Source organism: Luteibacter aegosomaticola (genome assembly GCF_023078475.1).
Lineage (GTDB): Bacteria > Pseudomonadota > Gammaproteobacteria > Xanthomonadales > Rhodanobacteraceae > Luteibacter > Luteibacter aegosomaticola.
Window position 1 is genome coordinate 4,492,121 of record NZ_CP095741.1, and the last position, 22,357, is coordinate 4,514,477.

At 66.2% G+C, this 22,357-nt stretch carries 23 protein-coding genes; 7 read left to right on the forward strand and 16 right to left on the reverse strand.

The features are described 5' to 3' along the window. Nucleotides 1-32 precede the first annotated feature (32 nt). Complete coding sequence (locus tag L2Y96_RS20175; protein ID WP_247329840.1) at nucleotides 33-425, forward strand: YchJ family protein; 393 nt, start codon at nucleotides 33-35, stop codon at nucleotides 423-425. An 86-nt stretch (nucleotides 426-511) separates the two neighbouring features. On the opposite strand, the gene L2Y96_RS20180 is transcribed toward L2Y96_RS20175, so the two are convergent. The 4 genes from L2Y96_RS20180 to gltB form a co-directional block, all read right to left on the reverse strand. Beyond that, a complete protein-coding gene (locus tag L2Y96_RS20180) occupies nucleotides 512-1,306 on the reverse strand; it encodes an SDR family NAD(P)-dependent oxidoreductase (protein WP_247329842.1) in 795 nt (264 codons plus the stop codon). 105 nt (nucleotides 1,307-1,411) lie between these two features. Next, complete coding sequence (locus tag L2Y96_RS20185; RefSeq protein ID WP_247337162.1) at nucleotides 1,412-2,173, reverse strand: NRDE family protein; 762 nt, start codon at nucleotides 2,171-2,173, stop codon at nucleotides 1,412-1,414. Between the two features lie 299 nt (nucleotides 2,174-2,472). Next, nucleotides 2,473-3,909, reverse strand: a complete 1,437-nt coding sequence (locus L2Y96_RS20190; protein WP_247329843.1) for an FAD-dependent oxidoreductase — start codon at nucleotides 3,907-3,909, stop codon at nucleotides 2,473-2,475. Continuing rightward, nucleotides 3,906-8,354: a glutamate synthase large subunit gene (gene gltB, locus L2Y96_RS20195; RefSeq protein ID WP_247329845.1), complete on the reverse strand. Its 4,449-nt coding sequence runs from the start codon at nucleotides 8,352-8,354 to the stop codon at nucleotides 3,906-3,908. Before gltB ends, L2Y96_RS20190 begins: the two co-directional genes overlap by 4 nt. A gap of 384 nt (nucleotides 8,355-8,738) precedes the next feature. Between gltB and L2Y96_RS20200 the strand changes: the two genes are divergently transcribed. Together L2Y96_RS20200 and L2Y96_RS20205 are read left to right on the forward strand one after the other, a co-directional pair. Beyond that, nucleotides 8,739-9,914, forward strand: a complete 1,176-nt coding sequence (locus tag L2Y96_RS20200) for a murein hydrolase activator EnvC family protein (protein ID WP_247329847.1) — start codon at nucleotides 8,739-8,741, stop codon at nucleotides 9,912-9,914. Nucleotides 9,915-9,928: 14 nt separating this feature from the next. Beyond that, nucleotides 9,929-11,275, forward strand: a complete 1,347-nt coding sequence (locus L2Y96_RS20205) for a S41 family peptidase (RefSeq protein ID WP_247329850.1) — start codon at nucleotides 9,929-9,931, stop codon at nucleotides 11,273-11,275. Between the two features lie 105 nt (nucleotides 11,276-11,380). On the opposite strand, the gene L2Y96_RS20210 is transcribed toward L2Y96_RS20205, so the two are convergent. From L2Y96_RS20210 to L2Y96_RS20230, 5 genes are all read right to left on the reverse strand, one after another. Then, nucleotides 11,381-11,992 carry a hypothetical protein gene (locus L2Y96_RS20210; protein WP_247329852.1) on the reverse strand — a complete coding sequence of 204 codons (612 nt, stop codon included), beginning with the start codon at nucleotides 11,990-11,992 and terminating at the stop codon, nucleotides 11,381-11,383. 3 nt (nucleotides 11,993-11,995) lie between these two features. Next, complete coding sequence (gene tatC, locus L2Y96_RS20215; protein ID WP_247329855.1) at nucleotides 11,996-12,748, reverse strand: twin-arginine translocase subunit TatC; 753 nt, start codon at nucleotides 12,746-12,748, stop codon at nucleotides 11,996-11,998. Next, the gene (gene tatB / locus L2Y96_RS20220) at nucleotides 12,735-13,157 is read right to left on the reverse strand and encodes a Sec-independent protein translocase protein TatB (RefSeq protein ID WP_247329858.1); all 423 of its coding nucleotides are present in this window, start codon (nucleotides 13,155-13,157) and stop codon (nucleotides 12,735-12,737) included. Before tatB ends, tatC begins: the two co-directional genes overlap by 14 nt. A gap of 15 nt (nucleotides 13,158-13,172) precedes the next feature. Next, nucleotides 13,173-13,415 carry a twin-arginine translocase TatA/TatE family subunit gene (gene tatA / locus L2Y96_RS20225; RefSeq protein ID WP_247329861.1) on the reverse strand — a complete coding sequence of 81 codons (243 nt, stop codon included), beginning with the start codon at nucleotides 13,413-13,415 and terminating at the stop codon, nucleotides 13,173-13,175. A gap of 76 nt (nucleotides 13,416-13,491) precedes the next feature. After that, complete coding sequence (locus L2Y96_RS20230; protein ID WP_247329864.1) at nucleotides 13,492-14,181, reverse strand: lipid-binding SYLF domain-containing protein; 690 nt, start codon at nucleotides 14,179-14,181, stop codon at nucleotides 13,492-13,494. Between the two features lie 106 nt (nucleotides 14,182-14,287). On the opposite strand from L2Y96_RS20230, the gene hemH reads away from it, so the two are divergent. Genes hemH through panS form a run of 3 tightly spaced genes read left to right on the forward strand, consistent with a single transcriptional unit; the run spans nucleotide 14,288 to nucleotide 17,157 of the window. Beyond that, nucleotides 14,288-15,409 (forward strand): ferrochelatase, encoded by a 1,122-nt coding sequence (gene hemH, locus L2Y96_RS20235; protein ID WP_247329866.1) that lies wholly within the window; start codon nucleotides 14,288-14,290, stop codon nucleotides 15,407-15,409. After that, nucleotides 15,402-16,238 carry an alpha/beta fold hydrolase gene (locus tag L2Y96_RS20240; RefSeq protein WP_247329868.1) on the forward strand — a complete coding sequence of 279 codons (837 nt, stop codon included), beginning with the start codon at nucleotides 15,402-15,404 and terminating at the stop codon, nucleotides 16,236-16,238. The genes hemH and L2Y96_RS20240 overlap by 8 nt, the downstream gene beginning before the upstream one ends. Before the next feature lies 1 nt (nucleotide 16,239). Next, nucleotides 16,240-17,157: a ketopantoate/pantoate/pantothenate transporter PanS gene (gene panS / locus L2Y96_RS20245; RefSeq protein WP_247329870.1), complete on the forward strand. Its 918-nt coding sequence runs from the start codon at nucleotides 16,240-16,242 to the stop codon at nucleotides 17,155-17,157. Nucleotides 17,158-17,272: 115 nt separating this feature from the next. On the opposite strand, the gene cyoE is transcribed toward panS, so the two are convergent. From cyoE to L2Y96_RS20265, 4 genes are read right to left on the reverse strand one after another with little or no spacing between them, the layout of a single operon-like run. Beyond that, a complete protein-coding gene (gene cyoE, locus L2Y96_RS20250; RefSeq protein ID WP_247329872.1) occupies nucleotides 17,273-18,190 on the reverse strand; it encodes a heme o synthase in 918 nt (305 codons plus the stop codon). Then, nucleotides 18,187-19,332 carry a COX15/CtaA family protein gene (locus tag L2Y96_RS20255; protein WP_247329874.1) on the reverse strand — a complete coding sequence of 382 codons (1,146 nt, stop codon included), beginning with the start codon at nucleotides 19,330-19,332 and terminating at the stop codon, nucleotides 18,187-18,189. The genes cyoE and L2Y96_RS20255 overlap by 4 nt, the downstream gene beginning before the upstream one ends. Then, nucleotides 19,332-19,892: a hypothetical protein gene (locus L2Y96_RS20260; RefSeq protein WP_247329876.1), complete on the reverse strand. Its 561-nt coding sequence runs from the start codon at nucleotides 19,890-19,892 to the stop codon at nucleotides 19,332-19,334. Before L2Y96_RS20260 ends, L2Y96_RS20255 begins: the two co-directional genes overlap by 1 nt. Next, a complete protein-coding gene (locus tag L2Y96_RS20265) occupies nucleotides 19,889-20,623 on the reverse strand; it encodes an SURF1 family protein (protein WP_247329878.1) in 735 nt (244 codons plus the stop codon). Before L2Y96_RS20265 ends, L2Y96_RS20260 begins: the two co-directional genes overlap by 4 nt. Nucleotides 20,624-20,664: 41 nt before the next feature. On the opposite strand from L2Y96_RS20265, the gene L2Y96_RS20270 reads away from it, so the two are divergent. Then, on the forward strand, nucleotides 20,665-20,901 hold the full coding sequence (locus tag L2Y96_RS20270) for a twin transmembrane helix small protein (protein ID WP_211352661.1): 237 nt from the start codon (nucleotides 20,665-20,667) through the stop codon (nucleotides 20,899-20,901). A 78-nt stretch (nucleotides 20,902-20,979) separates the two neighbouring features. On the opposite strand, the gene nadS is transcribed toward L2Y96_RS20270, so the two are convergent. The 3 genes from nadS to L2Y96_RS20285 form a co-directional block, all read right to left on the reverse strand. Then, a complete protein-coding gene (gene nadS / locus L2Y96_RS20275; RefSeq protein ID WP_247329879.1) occupies nucleotides 20,980-21,267 on the reverse strand; it encodes a NadS family protein in 288 nt (95 codons plus the stop codon). Beyond that, nucleotides 21,264-21,587, reverse strand: coding sequence for a type II toxin-antitoxin system RelE/ParE family toxin (locus L2Y96_RS20280; protein ID WP_247329881.1), 324 nt, complete (start codon nucleotides 21,585-21,587; stop codon nucleotides 21,264-21,266). The genes nadS and L2Y96_RS20280 overlap by 4 nt, the downstream gene beginning before the upstream one ends. 261 nt (nucleotides 21,588-21,848) lie before the next feature. Continuing rightward, the gene (locus L2Y96_RS20285; RefSeq protein WP_247329883.1) at nucleotides 21,849-22,322 is read right to left on the reverse strand and encodes a hypothetical protein; all 474 of its coding nucleotides are present in this window, start codon (nucleotides 22,320-22,322) and stop codon (nucleotides 21,849-21,851) included. Nucleotides 22,323-22,357 lie beyond the last annotated feature (35 nt).

Below are 22,357 nucleotides of genomic sequence, written 5' to 3' on the forward strand. Positions count from 1 at the left end.
TGGGCGCCTTCCGATTTCCAGAGGACACGGCCATGGCCACTCCCGATACGGCCTGCCCTTGCGGCACCGGCAAGCCTTACGCCGCGTGCTGCGGCCGCTGGCATGCGGGCGAACCGGCACCCACGGCTGAGGCGCTGATGCGTTCGCGGTATAGCGCGTACGTGATGGGGCTTGAGGACTACCTGCTGGCCTCGTGGCATCCGTCGATGCGGCCGCCGTCACTCGACCTGGCGAACCAGTCGCCGGCACCTACGTGGCTAGGGCTTACCGTGAAGCGCCACGAGAACCCCACGCCTGACACGGCCGTGGTCGAATTCATCGCCCGCCTGCGCTATGGCGGCGGCAGCGCGAAGAAGATGCATGAGGTGAGCCGCTTCGTGCGCGAAGACGGCCGCTGGTACTACGTCGACGGCGATGTCGACTGAAAATCTGTAGGAGCGCGCTTGCGCGCGATGGGGCTTGCGGCAAGCATCCGATCGCGCGCAAGCGCGCTCCTACAAGGGCTGCGCTGTTAGACGACCTGGCGGGCGACGCCGCCGTCGACGCGTACCGCTGCGCCGGTGGTGCCGCTGGCCTGTTCGGAGGCGAGGTACACCGACATGTTGGCGACTTCTTCGACCGTGAGCAGACGCTCGATCAGCGAGGTCGGGCGGTGGGTGCTGATGAAGTCCTTCTCGACTTCAGCCAGCGACTTGCCCTGGTCCTTGGCGATCTTGCCGAAGAACTCACCCACGCCTTCCGACAGGGTCGGGCCGGGGAGCACGGAGTTCACGGTGACGCCGGTGCCGGTAAGGGTCTCGGCCAGGCCGCGCGAGACGGCGAGCTGGGCGGTCTTGGTCATGCCGTAGTGGACCATCTCGGCCGGGATCTGCAGGGCCGATTCGCTGGAGATGAACTGCACGCGGCCCCAGCCGCGGTCAGCCATGCCCTTGGCGTAATGGCGCGACAGGCGCACGCCCGAGTTCACGTTCACTTCGAAGAAGCGGCTCCATTCCTCGTCGGTGATGTCAAAGAAGCCCTTCGGCTCGAAGATGCCTAGGTTGTTCACGAGGATGTCCGTGCTCGGCACGGCCTTGATCAGGGCGGCGGCGCCTTCGGCCGTGCCGAGGTCGGCGGCCACGCCGGAGAGCTTCGCGTTCGGTACGGCCTTCTTGATCTCGGCGATGGCGGCGTCGACACGGGCCTGGGTACGGCCGGTAACGACCACGCTGGCGCCCGCGCCGGCCAGGCCCTGGGCGATGGCAAGGCCGATGCCGGCGGTGGAACCCGTGACGATGGCGCTGCGCTTGGAAAGGTCGATGTTCATGGGTGACTCCCGGTGGGAAAGTGGATTCCACCATCGTCGGGGTACGGGCGGCTTGGATCAACCGCTGCCCGGGTGAAAGACTTTTGCCGCCACGCTAAGGATCGGTCAGGGGGCCAGGTCGAGGCGGGTTTCGCCTTCGGGGACGCCGTTGGGGCCGAAGCGACGTTCGATGATGGTGGTGGCGTCGTCGTGGCCGATGAGGATCACCGTGCTGGCGCGGGTGCCGTAGTTCTCGCCGACGATGAAGGCGCTGGAGAGGAAGCGCTCGCGCTCGATGCCGATGCCCGTGTCAGGCAGGAGGTCGTCGGGCCAGCGGCCCTGGTCAGAGAGCATGCGGAACAGGGATTCCGTATCGTCACGCCCTTCTTCTACCCATGCCTCGAGCCGATGGACGAGCGCGCGGGTCTTCGGCCACGGCGCATTGAAGTCGGCATTCGATAAACCGTGCACGCCATCGCTCACGGGCTGGTAGCGCGCATCGGGATGGTTACCGAGGTAGTACGCGCTCTCGTGGTCGAACGTCAGTAAATTGAACGGACGATAGTCCTTCGCCGTGGCGATAAGTTCTTGCGCATGCACCGGCGCAGGAAGATTGGAGCCGAGGTAATCAGCGACCAGCAAGCCACGCGACATGCCGCCGTGGTCTGCCTTCAGGTCACGCACGTTGGTGATGATGCTGCTGCGCCCATGCGGCGCGACGCCCGCCCAGGTACCACCGGCTTCGAGGTCGCGGCCTGCCGCGATTTGCGGCGCTTCGTCCCAGTGCGCTAGCGGCGCCGTGGGGCGGGTATGGAATTCATCGCGGTTGCCGAGCAGGACAAGGCGCCAGCGCGGATGGGCGCGCCATGCGAAAGCGATCAGGCACATAGGGGATAAACCGCCGTGGAGGGCATGCACCTATTGTGCGCCTTTTCCTCCAGGCGGGTGTGCAGGCCTTTGTATGGCGAACGCGCAGCCTTGTACGACGGGTGCGCAGGCTTTTGTAGGAGCGCGCTTGCGCGCGACATCTTTCGCCTCACCGCCGCAGGCCCTGTGGTTCTTTCGCGAAAGATGTCGCGCACAAGTGCGCTCCTACAAACGGCATCTTTCGCCTCACCGCCGCAGGGCCTGTGGCTCTTTCGCGAAAGATGTCGCGCACAAGTGCGCTCCTACAAGGGCGGTGTCGGTCAGGCGGCGACGGTGGCGTTCGCTTTCTTGCTGGCCAGCATGCGGACGATCGAGGCGGCGGCTTCGCGGCCGTCGTAGACCGCGCGCACCACGAGATCGGCGCCGCGCACGTTATCGCCACCCGCAAAAATCTTCGCATGGCTGGTCTGGTGCGGCAGGTTGCCTTCGGCGCCAGTGATGATGCGGCCGCTGCGGTCGCGCGCGATGCCGAACGCGTCGCACCAGTCGGGCGGGCTCGGCTGGAAGCCGAAGGCCTGGATCACCACATCCGCGCGCAGGTCGGTTTCGCTACCTTCGACATTGCGCGGACGCGGCCGGCCATCGCCGTCGTCGACCAGCTGCGTCTCGACGACACGCACGGCCTTCACCTTGCCGTTCTCGCCCACGAGCGTCACCGGCTGGCGCTGGAACAGGAAGCGCACGCCTTCTTCGCGGCTGTAACCCACTTCGCGACGCGAGCCCGGCATGCTGGGTTCATCGCGACGGTATACGCAGGTGACCGATGCGGCGCCCAGGCGGATCGCCGTGCGGTTGCAGTCCATACCGGTATCGCCGCCACCCAGCACGACGACATGCTTGCCGGCCAGATCGTATTCCGGCGCGGGCGCCTGCTCGCGCAGCAAGCGGTCGGTGTTGGCAATGAGGAATGGCAGCGCATCGTGCACGCCACCCAGTTCGCGGCCTTCGAGCTGGCCATCGACGTAGGTGTAAGCGCCCGTGCCAACGAACACGGCATCGTAATCGTTGAGCAGTTCATCGAATTCGATATCGCGGCCGATCTCCACACCGAGGTGGAAACGCACGCCCATGCCTTCCAGCACGCTGCGGCGCGTGCGGACGATGTTCTTGTCGAGCTTGAACGGGGGAATGCCGAAGGTCAGGAGACCACCGATTTCATGCTGCTTGTCGAAGACATCCGCGGCAATACCCGCGCGACGCAGGCGATCCGCACAGGCCATGCCCGCAGGACCCGCGCCAACGATCGCAACGCGCGCGCCGGTTTCCTTCACGCGCGAAAGATCCGGGCGCCAGCCCTGGCGGAACGCTTCGTCGGTCACCCAACGCTCGACGCTACCAATCGTGACCGCGCCGAACTCGCCCTGCTCGAGCGTGCACGCACCTTCGCACAGGCGATCCTGCGGGCACACGCGGCCGCAGATCTCCGGCAGCGGGTTGGTTTCGTGCATCAGGGTGGCGGCCTCGAAGAGGCGGCCGTCCTGGACCAGCTTCAGCCAGTTCGGGATGTAGTTGTGGACCGGGCAGGCGTGTTCGCAGTACGGGTTGCCGCAATCGATGCAACGGCCCGACTGCGACGAGGCTTCATCCGACGCGAAGTCGCCGGAAATCTCGCCATAGCCGAGCACGCGCACCGCAACGGGCACGGTACGCGGGGTCTGCCGCGGAATCTCGAGGAAACGGAAATCCTTCGCGCTCATGCCGCACTCCGCAGTTCTTCGGCCAGGGCATCCAGACTCGCTGCCTTCGGTTTCACCAGCCAGAACCGCTGCAGCATGCCGCGGAAATCGCCAAGGACCTGGCGGCCCCAGGCGCTGCCGGTGAGTTCGGCGTGGCGGGCGATGAGCTGGCGGAGGTGCTGCATGTAATGTTCCATGCCCTCGTGCGAGATACGCACGATGTCGACGAGTTCGTGGTTGTAGCAATCGACGAAGTTGCGCTCGGTATCGAGCACGTAGGCGAAGCCACCGGTCATACCCGCGCCGAAGTTCAGGCCGGTACGGCCGAGCACGGCGACGACGCCGCCGGTCATGTATTCGCAGCAGTGGTCACCCGCGCCTTCGACCACGGCGAGCGCGCCCGAGTTACGCACGGCGAAACGCTCGCCGGCCTGGCCCGCGGCAAACAGCTCGCCACCCGTCGCGCCGTACAGGCAGGTGTTGCCGATGATCGACGCATCCTGGCTCTTGAACGGCGAATCTGCCGGCGGGCGAATGATCAGGCGGCCACCGGCCATGCCCTTGCCCACGCCGTCGTTCGCTTCACCGACCAGGTCAATGTGCAGGCCCGGCGCATTCCACGCGCCCAGGCTCTGTCCCGCCGCACCGGCGAGATGCAGGTGGATGGGACGTTCAGCCATACCGGCATCGCCCCAGCGGCGGGCAATGTCGCCCGACAGGCGCGCGCCGATGGCGCGGTCGGTGTTGACGATGGGATAGCTGAAGGTACCGCCGTGGCCATCGTTCACCAGCTGGCGGACATCGGCGGAGATGCGCGACGCCAGCGCCGCCGGATCACGCATCGGATTGCGCGCGAGTGTGCAGGCGAAATCCACCTTCTGGCCCATGCCGTCTTCGGCGATGAGCGCGGAGAGATCGAGACGCTCCTGCACGGCGGTGATGCCGCCCTGCTGCTCGAGGCGGCCGGACTGGCCGATGAGCTCGGCGAGCGAACGCACGCCCAGACGTGCGAGGTGGCGACGCACGTCTTCCGCGATGAAGCGGAAGTAGTTCATCACCATATCGGGCAGGCCGATGAAGTGCTTCTGGCGCAACACCGGGTGCTGCGTCGCCACGCCGGTGGCGCAGTTGTTGAGGTGGCAGATGCGCAGGTACTTGCAGCCCAGCGCGACCATGGGGCCGGTGCCGAAGCCGAAGCTTTCCGCGCCAAGCATCGCTGCCTTGATCACGTCGAGGCCGGTCTTGAGGCCACCATCGGTCTGCAGGCGCACGCGGCCACGCAGGTCGTTCAGGCGCAGGGTCTGCTGCGTTTCCGCCAGGCCCAGCTCCCACGGCGTACCGGCGTACTTGATCGAGGTGAGCGGGCTCGCGCCCGTACCGCCATCGTGGCCAGACACCGTGATGAGATCGGCGCCCGCCTTCACCACACCCGCGGCCACCGTACCGACGCCGGCGTGCGAGACGAGCTTCACCGAAACCAGTGCCTGCGGGTTCACTTCCTTGAGGTCGTGGATCAGCTGGGCGAGGTCTTCGATCGAATAGATATCGTGGTGCGGCGGCGGCGAGATAAGACCGATACCCGGCTTGGCATAACGCAGGCGGGCGATGGTCGCATCCACCTTATGGCCCGGCAGCTGGCCGCCCTCGCCCGGCTTGGCGCCCTGGGCGATCTTGATCTGCAACACTTCGGCGTTGACGAGATACGCCGGCGTGACGCCAAAGCGGCCCGAGGCCACCTGCTTGATCTTCGACTGGCGATCGGTGCCGTAGCGCGAGGGATCCTCACCGCCTTCACCGGAGTTGCTGCGCGCGCCGAGGCGGTTCATCGCGATAGCGAGGGCTTCGTGCGCTTCCGGCGACAACGCGCCCAGCGACATGCCCGCGGAGTCAAAGCGCTTCAGGATGTCTTCGGCCGGCTCCACCTCATCCAGCGGAATGGCAGTACCTTCGCGCGGCACGAGCAGATCGCGCAGCGCCGAAGCGGGCCGCGAATCCACGTAGTGCGCGTACTTCTCGTAATCCTTCCAGTCACCCGTACGCACCGCCACCTGCAGGCTGGCGATCACGTCGGGGTTGTACATGTGGTATTCGCCACCGTGGACGTACTTGTAGAGGCCACCGGCGCGCAGCGACTGCGCTTCGTCCCACGCTTCCGCCGCCAGCAGGCGCTGTTCCTGCTCCAGGTCGGCGAAGGTGCTGCCACCCACGCGCGAGGGCGTACCGGGGAAGCACAGGTCGACCACATCCTTCGACAAGCCGACGATTTCGAAAAGCTGGGCGCCACGATAACCGGCGACGGTGGAGATGCCCATCTTCGACAGGATCTTCAGCAGGCCCTTGCGGATGCCGCGGCGGTAGTTGCGGCCGATCTCGCGCGGGGCGCCTTCGCCCTTGCGCAGGTGGCCGCTGCGGCCCATGTCGAACAGGCTCTGGTAGGCGAGCCAGGGATAAATCGCGGTAGCGCCGAAGCCGATCAGGCAGGCGAACTGGTGCGGGTCACGCGGCGTGGCCGTCTCGACCATGATGTTGCACTGACATCGCAGGCCCGTCTCGACGAGGCGTGCGTGCACGGCGCCAGTCGCCAGCAGCGAATGGATCGGCAGCAGGTCGCGGCGCGGGTAGCGGTCGCTGAGGAACACCACGGCCACGCCACCGCGCACGGCGGCTTCGACGTCGTCGCAGATGCGCGTGATGGCCTGTTCGAGCGTTTCGTCCGCGCCGTACATCAGGTCGAAGCGCGGCGTATTCGCGTATTCCGGTGTCGCCAGGATCTGGCGCAACTTGCGCTGCGAGAGGATCGGCGAGTTCAGCAGGATCTGCTTCGCGTTTTCCGGGCCCAGGTCGAAGACGTTCCGCTCCTGGCCGATCTGCGTGACCAGCGACATGACGAGCCGCTCGCGCAGCGGATCGATCGGCGGATTGGTGACCTGGGCGAAGGCCTGGCGGAAGCGATCGAACAGCGGACGCACCTGGCGCGAGAGCACGGCCATCGGCGTGTCGTCGCCCATCGAACCGGTGGCTTCCGCTTCGGTCTCGGCGATGATCTTCAGCACCGACTCGCTTTCCTCGCGGGAAAGACCGTACAGCTTCTGGTAGCGGCGCAGTTCTTCGGCGGGCAGCGGCTCGGCGGCCAGGCTCGGATCGATCAGGTCGGATTCGAGATAGGTGACGCCATCGCGCAGCCATTCGCGGAACGGCGCGCGTGCGCGATTGATCGCATCGATATCGGCATCGCGCAGCAGGCGGTGCTCGCGGAAATCCACCGCGATCATTTCGCCCGGGGCGAGGCGGCCCTTCGCGACGATGCGCGAGGACGGGACATCCCACAGGCCCGCTTCGGACGCAACGATGAGGTGGTTATCGTCGGACAGCGCCCAGCGCGCCGGGCGCAGGCCGTTGCGGTCGAGCGTGCAGGCGGCGTAACGGCCATCGCACATGACGAGGCCGGCGGGGCCATCCCACGGTTCGCTGTGCAGCGCGTAATACTCGTAGAACGCGGCGAGGTCTTCGTCGATATCCTCGCGGGCGCTGTACGCCGGCGGCACGAGCACGCGCATGGCGGTGAGCAGATCCATGCCGCCCATGAGCAGCACTTCGAGCGCGTTATCCAGGCTCTCGGAATCGGAACCGTTCTGGGTGACCAGCGGGCCGATGTCGGAAAGATCGACGTGCTCCGAACGCATGACCGTGCCGCGCGCCTGCATCCAGCGCCGGTTCGCGCGGATGGTGTTGATCTCACCGTTATGGGCGAGGAAACGGAAGGGCTGGGCGAGGCGCCACTTCGGCGACGTATTGGTCGAGAAGCGCTGATGGAAGACGACCGCATCGGCGACGAGCGCCGGATGCTTCAGGTCGGGATACACATCGCGCAGGTGGCCCGGTGCGGCCATGGCCTTGTAGCCCACCACTTCGCCGGAGAGCGACACCACATAGAACTGTTTGTCGTCCTTCAACGCCTGCTCGGCGCGGCGACGCGCACGGAACAGGGCGGCTTCGAACTTCGCCGGCGGCATGTCGCCCGGCGCATCCACGAACACCTGGCGCACGACGGGCATGGACGAAGCGGCGAGCGGGCCGCACGCACTCTTGTCGACGGCGACGTCGCGCCAGCCGGCAACGCGCAGCCCGGCGGCGGCAAGTTCGGTTTCAAGTGTAACTACCGCATGAGCTTGCGTATCGTTATCGAGGAACACGACGCCGGCGGCGAACTGCGTGGAAACGGTGATACCCGCCTCGCCCGCGAGCGCGCGCAGCCATTCGACCGGGCGGCGGATAAGCACGCCGCAACCGTCGCCGCTGATACCGTCGGCATTGACGCCACCGCGGTGGGAAAGCTTCGCGAGTGCTTCAAAAGCGGTGTTTACGAGCTTCGCGCTCGCGTGGCCATCGATCTGCGCGACGATACCGAAGCCGCAGCTATCGTGTTCAAACGCCTCGTCGTATAGGCGCGGTGTGCCTTGCTTCACCTAACGCCTCCTGTGGCATACGGTTGTGCTGGGACTACAGAAGCGTGCACATGGCCCCGCGACCGAGAACCGGCCGACCATCACATGCACGCGAAGGGCATGACTCCGAAGGTACACACATTTGCCGCGTTGCGTCAAAGGCGTTTGGACGTCCGAACGAAAACCTCACGTCTCATGCCCCACCAGACCCCGTAGGAGCGCGCTTGCGCGCGATCAGCGGCAGGGCGGAGCGGCTTCCCCGCCCAGGCCCGGACGTCCGGGAAATCGCGCGCAAGCGCGCTCCTACACGGGGCGGGTCCGGTCGCCCGGCGGATCGCGCGCAAGCGCGCTCCTACAGGCGCCCGGTCACGGCGGAGGGGTATCGGGATGGGTCATAATCGGGCGATGCGCCCATACCTCCGTCTTCACGCCCTCATCCTAGCCCTTGCCGCCGCCAGCCTCATTCCCGCCCTGCCCGCCCATGCGGCCCAGGATGGCAAGGCGCGCGCGGAGCAGGACGAGGCCCGGCAGAAGCTGCAGGGGGTCCGCGAGCAGATCGAATCGCTCACGAAGGATCAGCGGGATACCGCCAACACCCGGGATAGCGCCAATGCCAGCCTGGCGAAAAAGGCCGAGGAAGTCTCTGCGGCCGCCAAGGCCGTCCGGAATACCGATGGCGAGCTGGCCCAGCGCCAGCACGACCTGGACCAGCTGAACCAGCAGCGGGCCGGCATGCAGGCCGAGCTGGAGAAGCACAAGGGCGCGCTGGGCGACCTGCTCCGGGCGACGTACACCCTGGGCCGGGGCTCGGACCTCCAGTTGCTGCTCGGCGACGAGGACATCAACCGGATTTCACGCGCCCTCGCCTACTCGCGCTACTTCCAGGAAAACCGGCTCGAGCGGATCAAGGGCCTGCTCGCGGATCTTTCCCGCCTGCAGGATGTCGAAAACGCGATTACCGCCGAGCAGGAGAAGCTGGCGGCCACGAAGGCCGAGCGCGAAAAGCGCGCCGGCGACCTGGAACGCCAGCGTACGGAGCAGCAGAAGCTGGTGGCCCAGGCCGATGCGAAATACAAGGACCAGGCCCAGCGCATGGGTGCCCTGAAGCAGAACGAGCAAGACATGAACGCCCTGGTGGCGAAGCTGCAGAAGGTGATCGACGATGCCGCGAAGGCGGCCGAACCGGCGCCTGCGCCCAAGGGCGTACCGGCAGGCCCGGCGCTGGGCAACCTGCGCGGCAACCTGCCCTGGCCCGCCAACGGTCCGGTCCACGCCTTCGGCAACGGCGTGATCATCGTGGCGCCGCGCGGCAGCGAGGTGAAGGCGGTGGCACGCGGGCGCGTGGTCTTCGCCAACTTCCTGCGCGGCTACGGCATGATGATCATCGTGAACCACGGCAACGGCTTCATGAGCATGTACGGCAACAACGAAACGCTGCTGCACGGCGTGGGCGACATGGTGGAGGCCGGCGAAGCCGTCGGCACCGCCGCGGCGCCGGCCGGCGACAACGGCGCGTATTTCGAGCTGCGCCAGGGTGGCAAACCCATTGATGCGCGCGGCTGGCTAGCGAAAAAGCATTGACCACGGAGAAAGGCATGCGCCAGCACCCCCTTCGCATCGCTCTTGCACTGGCCCTCGCCGGTGCGCTGGCGCTCCCCGCCCAGGCGCAGGAGAAGAAAGCGCCGGTGAAGCAGCCCGACGCGCCCGCCGCGTCCAGCACCACGGCGGCCGCCGTGTCGGCCAAGGCCGATGATACCGTCGATCTGGAAGACATCCGCAATTTCACGCGGGTGTACCACATCATCCAGCAGGCGTACGTCGAGAAGCTCGACAACAAGAAGATCATGAAGGCCGCCATCAGCGGCATGCTGCAGAACCTCGATCCGCACAGCGAGTACCTGGACAAGGAAGGCCTGGACGAACTCGACGAGGACACGACCGGCCAGTACGGCGGCCTTGGTATCGAGGTGCTCCAGGTCGATGGGCTGCTGAAGATCGTGTCGCCGATCGACGACACACCGGCATCCCGTGCGGGCATCAAGCCAGGCGACACCATCCTGAAAGTGGACGGCATGGTCGTCGACCAGGAAAACATCGACGACGCGTTCAAAAAGCTGCGCGGCGACCCGGGTTCGAAGGTAGTCCTCACCATCCTGCACGAGAAATCCGACAAGCCGATCGACATGCCGCTCACCCGTGAGCGCATCAATGTCACCTCGGTGAAGGTGCGCCAGCTCGACCCGGGCTATGTCTACATCCGCCTGAGCCAGTTCCAGGAAGATACGGCGACCGACCTGGAGAAGAAGCTCGGCGATTACATCAAGAAGAACGGCGCGCCGCGTGGCGCGGTGCTCGACCTGCGCTCCAACCCGGGTGGCCTGCTGACCACGGCGGTGGGCGTAGCCGATGCCTTCCTCGATTCCGGCACCATCGTGACCACCAAGGGCCGCCTGCCGGATGCGAACCTGCATTTCGACGCGCACCCGGGCGATTTGCTCAACGGCGCGCCCATGGTGATCCTGGCCGATAACGGCACGGCCTCAGCGGCGGAAATCGTCTCGGGCGCGCTGAAGGATAACCACCGCGCGCTGATCATGGGCCGCCGTACGTTCGGCAAGGGCGTCGTGCAGACGGTGTTGCCGCTCGACCAGGACAGCGCGGTGAAGATCACGACGGCGCGCTACTACACGCCGAACGGCACCTCGATCCAGGCCGAGGGCATCAAGCCGGATATCGCGCTCGCCGATCTCGCGGTGAACAAGAGCGATACCGCGCCGTCACTGATCGGGTCAGAAGCCGACCTGCCGAACCATCTCGCGAACGAGAAAGCATCGACCGAGGCGAAGACCGCCAACGACGATGACGGCAAGCTCGCGATCGAGGATTACGCCCTCTCCCAGGCGCTGAACGTGCTGAAAGGCCTCGCACTCAACCACCGCTAAACCCCGCTACCCCTGTAGGAGCCCACCCTGTGGGCGACATCTTTCGCGAAAGAGCCACAGACCCTGTGGCGTTACCGCGAACGGCGTCGCCCACAGGGTGGGCTCCTACCAAAATTTCCACCAGGGGCGGGCGGAGCGTGCCATGCGGCGGCGCAGCCGACGGGATGCGGCGCGGGGAATGGCTTCCTGGCCGACTTTCCATGCTTCAAACGCCGTTACGCCATAGGCACCGGCGCCCAGCTCGTACTCGAACCCGGTGACGGTTTCGGCCAGCTCGACGGGCAGCGCGTGGAAGCAATCGACGTCTTCGCCGGTGATATCCGCCGCATCCTGCTCGGTCTCGAAGCGGGCGTGCAGGATATCGAACGAGGGCGGCAGTTCGCCGCTGGTCACGAGGACGCGCACGCCGCTTTCGCCGTTGTGCTCGACATGCCAGGCTGGTTTGCCGTCCACGTAGGCCGTGGCCACGCTGATCTCGCTTTCGTCCCATTGGACGCCGACCACCGTGCAGCCCCGCGACAGGGGCAGCAGGGAATCTTCCGTCAGCAACGGGGAGCCAAACCGGGTGATGACGACGAACCAGCCGCTGGGCAGCGCGATAAAGAGGCCGCGCTGGGCATGGGAGGCCGTCTCGCCGGTGCGGACAAGGTCCAGTTCGGCGAGTACCGCCTCGCCGGCCTTACCTTTTACCGCCAGCCAGCCGCGACTCCCGGCCATGACTTACTCCCGTTCGGGGGCCTTCAGCAGGAAACGTACCGCCAGCAGGCCCAGCTCGTAGAGCAGGCACATTGGCACAGCGAGCATCACCATGGAAAGCAGATCGGGCGGTGTGATGAACGCGGAAATGGCAAAGGCGCCGACGATGGCGTAGCCACGGCCCTTGCTGAGCTTCTCGGCATCGACCACGCCGATGGCGGCCAGGATGACCACGGCCACCGGCACCTCGAAGCAGAGGCCGAAGGCGAAGAACATCAGGGTGACGAAATCGAGGTAGTGCGTGATGTCCGTCATCATCTCCACGCCATCGGGGGTGACGGCGTTGAGGAATTTGAAGGCAGCCGGCATCACCACGAAGTACGCGAAGGCACACCCGGCATAGAACAGCACCAGCGAGGCCACCAGCAGCGGCCGCGCCAGGCGCTTTTCATGCCGGTACAGGCCCGGGCTGATGAACGCCCACAGCTGGTACAGGATCATGGGCATGCTGATGAACAGCGCCACGAAGAACGCGAGCTTCAGCGGGGTGACGAACGGGCTGGCGACCTCGGTGGCGATGAGGTGCGCGCCGTTGGGCATCTTCTCGACGAGGGGCCGGGCCAGTTCCGCGTAGAGGTGGTTGGCGAGCGGTACCAGTGCGAGGAGCACCACCAGCAGGACCACGATGGCCCGCATGAGGCGGCTGCGGAGTTCGACTAGATGGGAGAACAGGCCTTGTTCGAGCTCGTCTTCGGCCGATGGATCAGGTGCGGTCATGCGGTTCGTTCCGGCCGGGCGCCTCGCCCGGGTTCAGCGGGAGCATGTCGCGCTCCGGGTCGGGCTCGCGGCGGCCCGCATGGGCGGACTGGGCCTCGCTATACGCATCGCGTACCTGGGCCTCGGTATCGCGGAACGCCCCGCTGACGCCCTGGCCCGCATCGCGGAAGTTCTTCTGCACATCGTCCTGGGCGGCGCGGGCGCTCTCGGCGGTCTCGCGCAGTGTGCGCTTGATCTCTTCCGCCTGGATCTCGCGCTCCACCTCGGATTTCACGCTATCCCAGCCATTGCGCACGCGGCGCAGCAGCGCGCCTGCCGTGCGGGCGGCATGGGGCAGCCGCTCGGGGCCGATGACGATAAGCGCCACCAGCGCGAGCAGCAGCAGTTTGCCGAAGCTGATCTCGATCATGGCGCGAAACGCCGCTTACGGGTTGCGGTCGTGGGTCTCGGTGCTATCGCGCCGGACATTTTCCTGGGAGGAGGCCGTGTTATCGGCGCGCAGCTTCTCGGCGTCGCGGCGGCGCTGCTCTTCCTCGTCGCCGCCATCCATGCCTTTCTTGAAGTCGCGCATGGCGCCACCCAGGTCCGAGCCGATGTTACGCAGCTTCTTCGTGCCAAAGATCAGCACGACGACGAGCAGCAGGAGGACGATATGGGTAATGCTCATGGAAACCTCGGGGCACCCCCTGGGGCACCGTTTGGGACGGGAGCGGCACCTGGTTCAGGCGCCGCCCGGGAGGGACTCACTTCTGAGTGTACTCCTCAAGTTTATCCCGGAATGAGACCACCTCGCTTGGTACATTCGTCACACCGCCCTCGAAGATGCGGCGGGCCGTGATGCCGGGGCCGTAAATCTCCTCGTTGGAATCATCATCGATGCTGATGCGGGAACCATCGAGGGAGATACCGGCAAACAGGCCCTTGGCGCGGGAATAGGTGTAGATCTCCGCGTTCATCTTGCCATTGGTGGCAGCCATGGCCGAGCGGCCGACCGGGCCAGCGGCCGCGGAGGCACTGGCGCCCATGGTGAACTGGCCATCGATGATCTGGTCGACGCCCTTGTGGGTACGGAACACCAGGATGACGTCGATCGACTGGATGCCGGCCTGGAAGCCCACGCCGGCGGCGGCCGTGGAGATGAAGTTGGGGTTCGACCACTCGCCGGTGCAGTCGCGGCGCTCGGCGATCACGCCCTCGCCCTTGGCGCCGGAGAAGACGAAACCGCCCTTGACCATGCCCGGAATGATGGCCACGGCGCAGGCATTCTTAAGCAGGTCGCCCGGGATCGACTTGTCCGGTGCGTCATTCATCATTTCATCAAGGACGCGCACGGCCTCGCTGGCCTGCTTGCGCGGGGGATCGGCGGCCTGGGCAGCCATGGAGGGCAGCAGTGCGGCAAGGCCGAGGGCAAGCAGGGAAACGCGTGGGGTCATCGGTGGCTCCTTTTGAACGCTTTAGGCAGGATCCGTGACACTGTGTTCCGGGAGGCAGGCACCAGCGTATGGCAGACTGCATGGGTCCCCGCGAACACCGAATCCGATGCCAGGTACCCCGAACTATACCGGCCTGAACGAGCATTCCCATGACCTTCCTGCGAAGGCAGCGGTGCTCCTGGTTAACCTTGGTACACCTGACGCGCCCACGGCGGCGGCCGTCCGGCCGTATCTCGCCGAATTCCTTGGTGATCCGCGCGTCATCGAGTACCCGCGCCTGCTCTGGAAGCTGATCCTGCACGGCGTGATCCTGAGAATCCGCCCCAAGCGCTCGGCCCATGCCTACCAGCGGATCTGGACCACCGAGGGCTCGCCGCTGCGGGTGGGCAGCGAGGCGCTGGCGGCATCGCTGGGCGCTGAGCTCGCCCGGCGTCGGCCAGGTCCGGTCACCGTCGCGCTGGCCATGCGCTACGGCAAGCCATCGGTGGCCGACACCGTGGCGAAGCTGCAACGCGAAGGCGTACGCCGTCTGCTGGTGCTCCCGCTCTATCCCCAGTACTCCGGCACCAGCACCGGCAGCGTCTTCGACGCCGTGGCCGATACGGTGAAGGGCCTGCGCTGGCCGCCCGAGCTGCGCCAGGTCAACGATTACCACGACGATCCGGCCTATATCGCCGCCCTCGCCGCCAGTGTGCGGGCTCACTGGGAAGCGAACGGCCGTGGCGAGAAGCTGCTGATGAGCTTCCACGGCATCCCCGAGCGCTACACCCGGGCCGGCGATCCGTATTACTGCCATTGCCATGCCACCGCGCGCCTGCTGCGCGAAGCGCTGGGCCTGTCCGAGGAAGAAGCCCTTTTCAGCTTCCAGTCTCGCGTGGGGCGCGAACGCTGGCTGCACCCGTACACCGATGAGACGGTGAAAGCGCTGGGCGCGAAGGGTATCAAGCGCATCGACGTGATCAGCCCAGGCTTCGCCGTCGACTGCCTCGAGACACTGGAAGAGATCGCCATGCAGAACGCCGATTTCTTCCGCGAAGCGGGCGGCGAGACGCTGAACTACATCCCCTGCCTCAATAGCGCCCCCGACCACGTGGCCGCGCTCGCCGATCTCGTCCTGAAGCACACCCAGGGCTGGCCGGAATTCGACCCTGCGTACGATCCCGCCGCCGAGGCGGTGAAACTGGCCGCCGCCCGCGAACGCGCGCGAAAGGCAGGCGCCGGTGCGTGAGCTGAAGGTTTCGATCCCCGGCATGGAGCTGGGCGGTCTCGCATGGGGTGAGCCGGATGCGGCGCCGTTGCTTATGGTGCACGGCTGGCTCGATAACGCGGCGAGCTTCGCGTTGCTCGCACCGAAACTCGCCGACCGGTTCCATGTGATCGCCCTGGACCTGCCTGGCCACGGGCATTCGGATCACCTGCCCGAATCCACCATCTACCAGCACGTGGACTACGTGCGGGCCGTCCTTGCCGCGGCGGATGCACTCGCCCTGCCCCGGTTCCATCTGCTCGGGCATTCGCTGGGTGCAGGCGTGACCACGATGCTGGCGGTGGCGGCGCCGGAACGCGTGCGTGCCCTCGCTCTCATCGAAGGTCTTGGCCCGCTCGGTGACGATGGCTCGCGCACGCTCGATCGTTTCCGCGAGGCCATGGCACTAAAGACCACGGGCAACCGCCCGCTGCGGGTCTTCCCCAGTATCGAATCCGCTGCGGACGCACGTGCGCTCGCGAGCGGCCTCGCGCCAGCACTCGGCCGGCACATCGTCGAGCGTGGCCTCAACGCCGTGGAAGGTGGTTTCAGCTGGCGCAGCGATCCGCGCCTCTCGCGCCCCACCGCTGTGCGCCTGGCGGAAACGCAGGTGATGGCCCTGTTGCTCGGGCTGGCCGCGCCGACGTCGTTGCTGCTCGCCAACCCCCACCCGCCGTATCTCGAACCGGACGGGCTCCAGGTCCGCATCGATTGCGTGGACAACATCCGCGTCACCCATATGGATGGTGGCCACCACCTGCACATGGAACATCCGGACGCGGTGGCGAACTGGGTCCACGCGGCGTTCTGAGATGCTGAAGCACATCACGCGCCTGTTCCCGCTGTGGGCGGTCCTCGTCTCGCTGCTGGCCTATGCGCGGCCCGGTGTGTTCCTGCCCGCCGCACCATGGATCAGCCAGCTGCTGATGCTGGTGATGTTCGGCATGGGCGTCACGTTGAGTGTTGGTGATTTCCGTCGCGTACTGCTGCGTCCCGCGCCTGTGTTAGCCGGCACGTTCCTGCACTACCTCGTGATGCCGCTGGCGGCGTGGCTGTTGGCGAAGGCGTTCCGCATGCCGCCTGACCTCGCGGCTGGCATGGTGCTCGTGGGAAGCGTAGCGAGCGGCACCGCTTCCAACGTGATCATCTACCTGGCCAAGGGTGACGTTGCGCTGTCGGTAACGCTGTCGTCCGTCTCGGCACTCGTAGGCGTGGTCGCCACGCCGCTGCTGACAAGCCTCTACGTCGACACCAGCATCAAGCCCGATACGCTTGGCATGCTCGTGAGCATCGTGGAATTGGTGGCGCTGCCGATCGGGCTGGGCCTCATCATCCACCACACGCTGGGCTCGCTCGTCCGGCGCATTGAACCCGGCCTGCCGCTCTTCTCGATGCTGTGCGTGCTGATCCTGATCGGCATCGTCGTGGCCGGCAGCCAGGCTTCGATCGCCACGGTGGGCCTCGTCACCTTCGCCGCCGTGGTGCTGCACAACGCCATCGGCCTGGCCAGCGGTTATTGGGGCGGCAAGCTGTTCCGCTTCGACGAAAGCACCTGCCGCACGCTGGCTATCGAAGTCGGCATGCAGAACTCCGGCCTGGCCGCGACACTCGGCAAGCTGTACTTCTCGCCCCTCGCCGCGCTGCCCGGGGCGCTGTTCTCGGTGTGGCACAACCTTTCAGGCTCGTTACTCGCCGGCTACTGGTCCGGCAAACCCACGAAACCCTTGTAGGAGCCCACCCTGTGGGCGACATCTTTCGCCCCGCCGCGCAGGCCCTGCGGGTCTTTCGCGAACGGCGTCGCCCACAGGGTGGGCTCCTACCATGTTGTGGATCGCGAGGCGCCGATCAGACGATCGGGTCGAACCGTACCGGCAGGTGCACCATCGGTTCCACCAGCCAGTGGTCGGCCAGCAGGAAGGCGAACAGCACCATCAGGTAGATGATGGAGTAGTTGAACATCTTCATCGGGAAGAAGTCGTCGGTGGACGTGAACAGCCGCACGGCGTACCAGAGGAACCCGATGCCCAGCACCACGGCGCCGAACAGGTAGATGAGGCCGTTCATGCCAGTGAGGAACGGCAGCAGCGTCACCAGGAACAGCAGCACGGTGTAGAAGAAGATGTGCCAGCGGGTGAACTTCACGCCATGGGTCACCGGCAGCATCGGCACCTGGGCGCGCGAGTAGTCATCCACGCGGAAGATCGCCAGCGCCCAGAAATGCGGCGGCGTCCACACGAAGATGATGAGCAGCAGCTGCAGCGCGTACGGGTGCAGCGAACCCGTGACGGCCGTCCAGCCCAGCACGGGCGGCGCTGCGCCAGCGATACCGCCGATCACGATGTTCTGCGGCGTGGCACGCTTCAGGTAAGCGGTGTAGATCACCGCGTAGCCGATCAGCGAGAAGAACGTGAGCACCGCGGTGAGCATGTTCACGAGGAACACCAGCACCAGCATCGACAGGATGCCCAGCGTCATCGCGAACACGAACACCTTCATCGGCGTGAGCTCGCCTGTGGCGAGCGGCCGGTGCGAGGTGCGCGCCATGATCTTGTCGATGCGCTGATCGATCAGGTGGTTGAACGCCGCCGCCGAAGCCGACGCCAGCCAGATACCCAGCGTGCCAAAGATGCCAGCATGCCAGGTGGGCAGCACGCGGTTCCCATCCGAATCCACGGCCAGGAACATGCCGATGACCGCGCAGAACACCAGCAGCGCGACGACGCGCGGCTTGGTCAGTTCCAGGTATTGCTTGAACTTGGTCACGGCGTCTCCGACGGCAGGCGTTGCGTGCTGGCCAACGCCGCGAGCAGGGTAAAGAGCAACAGCGCGGCCACGCCATTGTGCGCCGTCGCCATCGGCAGCGGCAGGCCAAGGTGCACGTTACCGACACCGAGCAGCACCTGGGCGACCAGCACCACGGCGATGCCGATGCCGATCTTGCGCAGGCCGGCGCGGGCGAGCTTGTGCGAAAGCCAAGCGAGGTAAAGGAAGGTGATACCTGCACCGATGCGGTGGGCCATCTGGATCGCGCTACGCGCGGCCATATCCAGCACGCCGCCTTCGTAGTTCACGCCAATGCCGCGCCACAGGATGAAAGCCTCGTGGAAATCGGTCTGCGGCCACCACTGGCCCAGGCACTTCGGGAAATCGGTGCCGCAGGCGAGCGCCGCGTAGTTCGTGCTGGTCCAGCCGCCCAGGGTGATCTGGCACACCAGCACCACGATACCGATGGCGACCGGCGTCCGCAGGGCGGCGAAGCGCTCATCGCGCGCGCCCACACCCCACCAGCGCAGCGCGGCCCAGGCGAGCAGCGCGAAGGTGGCGAGGCCGCCCAGCAGATGGCCCGTGACCACGATGGGCTTCACCAGCAGGGTCACCGTCCACATGCCGAGCATGGCCTGGAAGATGATGACGGCCAGAGCCGCGACGCCGACGCGCCACGCACCCGGACGATCAAGCACGGCGGCGGCGATGAGCGGCAGCGCAATGGCCAGCGCCGACAGTATCGACGACACCACGTACGCGCCACGCATGTACAGCACGACGCCGACGGCCGCGAACACAGCTGCCACGATGACGGCCACGACGGCCATCTTGCGGCGCCATGCGGCAATCAGCGCGATGGCCAGCACCATCACACCGAGGCTACCCGCGAGGAAGCGGTGTACCTGTTCACGCCAGGCCTTGTGGTCTTCGTACGGGCGATCGGGGAACGCCTGGTTGGCCTGGGCAATATCGTTCGCGTGGCCCGGCCAGGTCACCTTGCCGTAGCAGGTGGGCCAGTCCGGGCACGAAAGGCCGGCGTTCGAAAGGCGCACGAACGCGCCAAACATCACCACGCAGAACGCGAAAATCGCGGCCAGCAGGGCCAGGGTGCGCAGGGCTTTCACGGCGCGGGGAGACATCAGCGGATCACCTTCTGCAGATCCTTGCGCAGGCCGTTCGGGTCAAATCCCGCCGGGTACCACGCAAGTGCGGTGGCGTTGGACTCGACCAGCACCAGCGCGACGCTGTCGGGGGTGGTCGGACGGAACGGGGCGAACGTATCGGCAGGCGCCGAGCCAATCGTGTAATCCGGCATGACGGCCTGCGCATCCGCGCCAGCCGGCGCCACGCCGAGATACAGCAGGCGCAGGCGATCGGCATTGCGATTCAGGACAATCCGGGCATTGCGCACGAGGCCCAGGGTCTTCACGCATTCGGAAGCACAGCTCGGCCCCGGCAGCACGACCAGCGTGAGCCGCGGCTCGCTATCGCGCCAGGCCCAGGGCTTGCCCGCCACATCCACCTGCACGCCCTCGAACGAGCGCTGCGGCAGGATCGGCTGGCCATTGCCCTTGCCCTGCGGCTGCCAGCCGGTGAGCGTGAGGATGCCCGCCGCCACGATGGGCGCGAGAAACACCAGCATGATCAGCACCAGCTTCAGGCGGCCCGAGCGGGCGGGCGTGGCTTGCGATTCGCTCATGGGGCCTCGTTACGCGGGCGCTGCCGCTTGTTGCGATGAAGGAGGATGAAGATCACCACCGCGGCAAGCGCAAAGGTGAACCACTGGAAGGCATACGCGCGATGGCGTGCTGGCGGCATCACCGCCGGAGTCCACTCGCGCGCGTAGATCGTCGCCGGATCGGCATCGAGCAGAAGCACGCGAGGATACAGCGAGTGGTGCAGGTCGGCGGCGATCTCGCCCACGTCCACATACACCACGGATTTGTCCTCGCCCTTCTGCGCCGGCAGGCGGTCGCCACCCAGCCGAACGCCAACGCCCGGGGGCGGAACGTAAAGACCATGCACCGTCATCGGTGCGACGGGCACCGGCGGCAGGCGCGGCTGCGCACCGGCCTCACGCGGCAGGAAGCCGAGATCGACCAGCACGGCATGGTTGTCGCCGTTGGGCTGGAACGGGGCGTAGACGTGGACGCCGGCCTGTCCGGCCCGGGTCTGGTCATCCAGGATGTAGCGATGGCCAGGCAGGAAGGCCCCCGTCACGGCGACCCTTGGGTAGCGCTCGGCCGGGGGCTGGGCGGCCACGCCGGCGAAATCCTCGAGCGGCGCCTCGCTGGCTGCGGCGTAGCGCCGCAGCAGTTCATCCTTCTCGGCCGCCCTGTCCAGCTGCCACACACCCAGGCGCACGAAAACGAGCACGCCCGCCACGGTAAGTGCGACAGCGAACCACGTCGGGCGGCGCAGAAAGCTCATGCAAAGCCCCGCGTGCGCACCGCTATACTCGGATTGTCGCAATGAAGCGGAACGGTCACGTGGAAACCATCTACAAGTACGCGCTGGTGGTCCTGCTCCTGGTGGTGTTGTTCAACCTGGGCCAGGCGCTGTTTTTCATGATGACCGACAAGGGCCAGAGCAAGCGCACTGTCTGGGCGCTCACCCGCCGTATCGGCCTCTCCCTGTTGCTCATCGCCATGGTGGCGCTGGGCATCTTCATGGGGTGGCTACACCCGCACGACGTAGGCCAATTCTAACGCGGCCCCCCAGCCGACCAAGGCGCGGTGCGGCAAAGTGCGGCAATCGGTCCCATGCCCTTGCCGTCTGTGGCGAGCTCACCCCACCAGGGCGGCCATCACGTGCTGGGGATCGTTGCGGATAGCCCGCAACAACGCCCGGGCCGGGCCCGTCGGCTCCCGGCGCCCCTGCTCCCAGTTGCGCAAGGTGCCGACATCCACATCGAGCACCTTGGCGAAATTGGGCTGCGACAGCCCGGTGGACTCACGAATGGCCTTGATGGTGGCCGGATCCACACGGAACTCACGCGAGGGCGCGCGCTTGCCGCGGTGAATTTCGTCCATGTGCTGGACGCTTTCGAGCAGTTCATCGAAAAAGGTAGTCATGGTGGTTGGTTCCAGTGTTCGACGATTTTTCGCAATGTGGCGCGTTGATCGGGGCTGAGATCATCTCGCTCGTTCTTTGCATAAATCAGGAGCATGGCGATGCGTGCCCGCTGCGCGAAGTAATAGTAGATGACCCGTGCGCCGCCGCGTTTGCCGCGGCCACTCGCACCCACCCGTACCTTGCGAAGCCCACCGGTACCTTCGATGAGGTCGCCTGCGTCGGGGTAGGCGGCAAGCGCGTGTTGAAGCCGGATGTATTGGTCATCGTCGAGGAGCTCACGAACCCGCCGCGTGAACAGCGGCGTCTCGACGAAGATCATGGCGGGAAGATACGCCATTGACGCATATGTGTCAATGACGTACCTCTCATGACAATGGTTTGGTTCATGGCAAGCCCTCCTGGCGACACACGATGTGCCGGGCAGGAAAGGGTCGCCGATGCGCGGGTTGAGCCACAGTCGCCCAAGCCCACGACGATGTGTAGGAAATGCGCTGCGCTAGATCGACGCGTCAGCGCACGGGATCAGGACCCGCCGCTCGCGTGCGGAGGCGCCGACTGCACGATCTGATCGAGAAGACGCTCATAGAAAGCCATCGCATCCGCACCATGGTCGATCACCGCATCCTCGCCCGCACGAAGCATCCGCGCGCGCGCCCGACATGAACAGCTGGCACGAGCCATCCATGATGCCTTCGTGCACGACACGGCGCTCGCCACTGACGACGGCCGCCAGAGCCGCCCGGATGGCCTTCTCCTCGCCCGCCGTTATCCAACGCTCATGCGTGCGCTCACCATCGTTGAGGCGCAGCACCGTGCCATCGGAGTCGTGGCGTAACGCCACGGGATAGGTGGACGTGAAGCCCACGCCCATCGCCACGTCGAGAAGTTCATCGTGGCCCACGAAGGCGTCGATATCGCTCGCGCTGTCATGCAGGGCGGCGGCGCATTCATCGGCAACCCCCGCGCCACGTGCTGCGCGTAGCTCGGCAAGCGCACCATCTGCAACGACGACCGGCACGGTGGCCGCATGAGCGGCGTTCAATGCGAAAGCCATGCCGACTGCAAGGCACGCGTGGATAAAAGAAACCC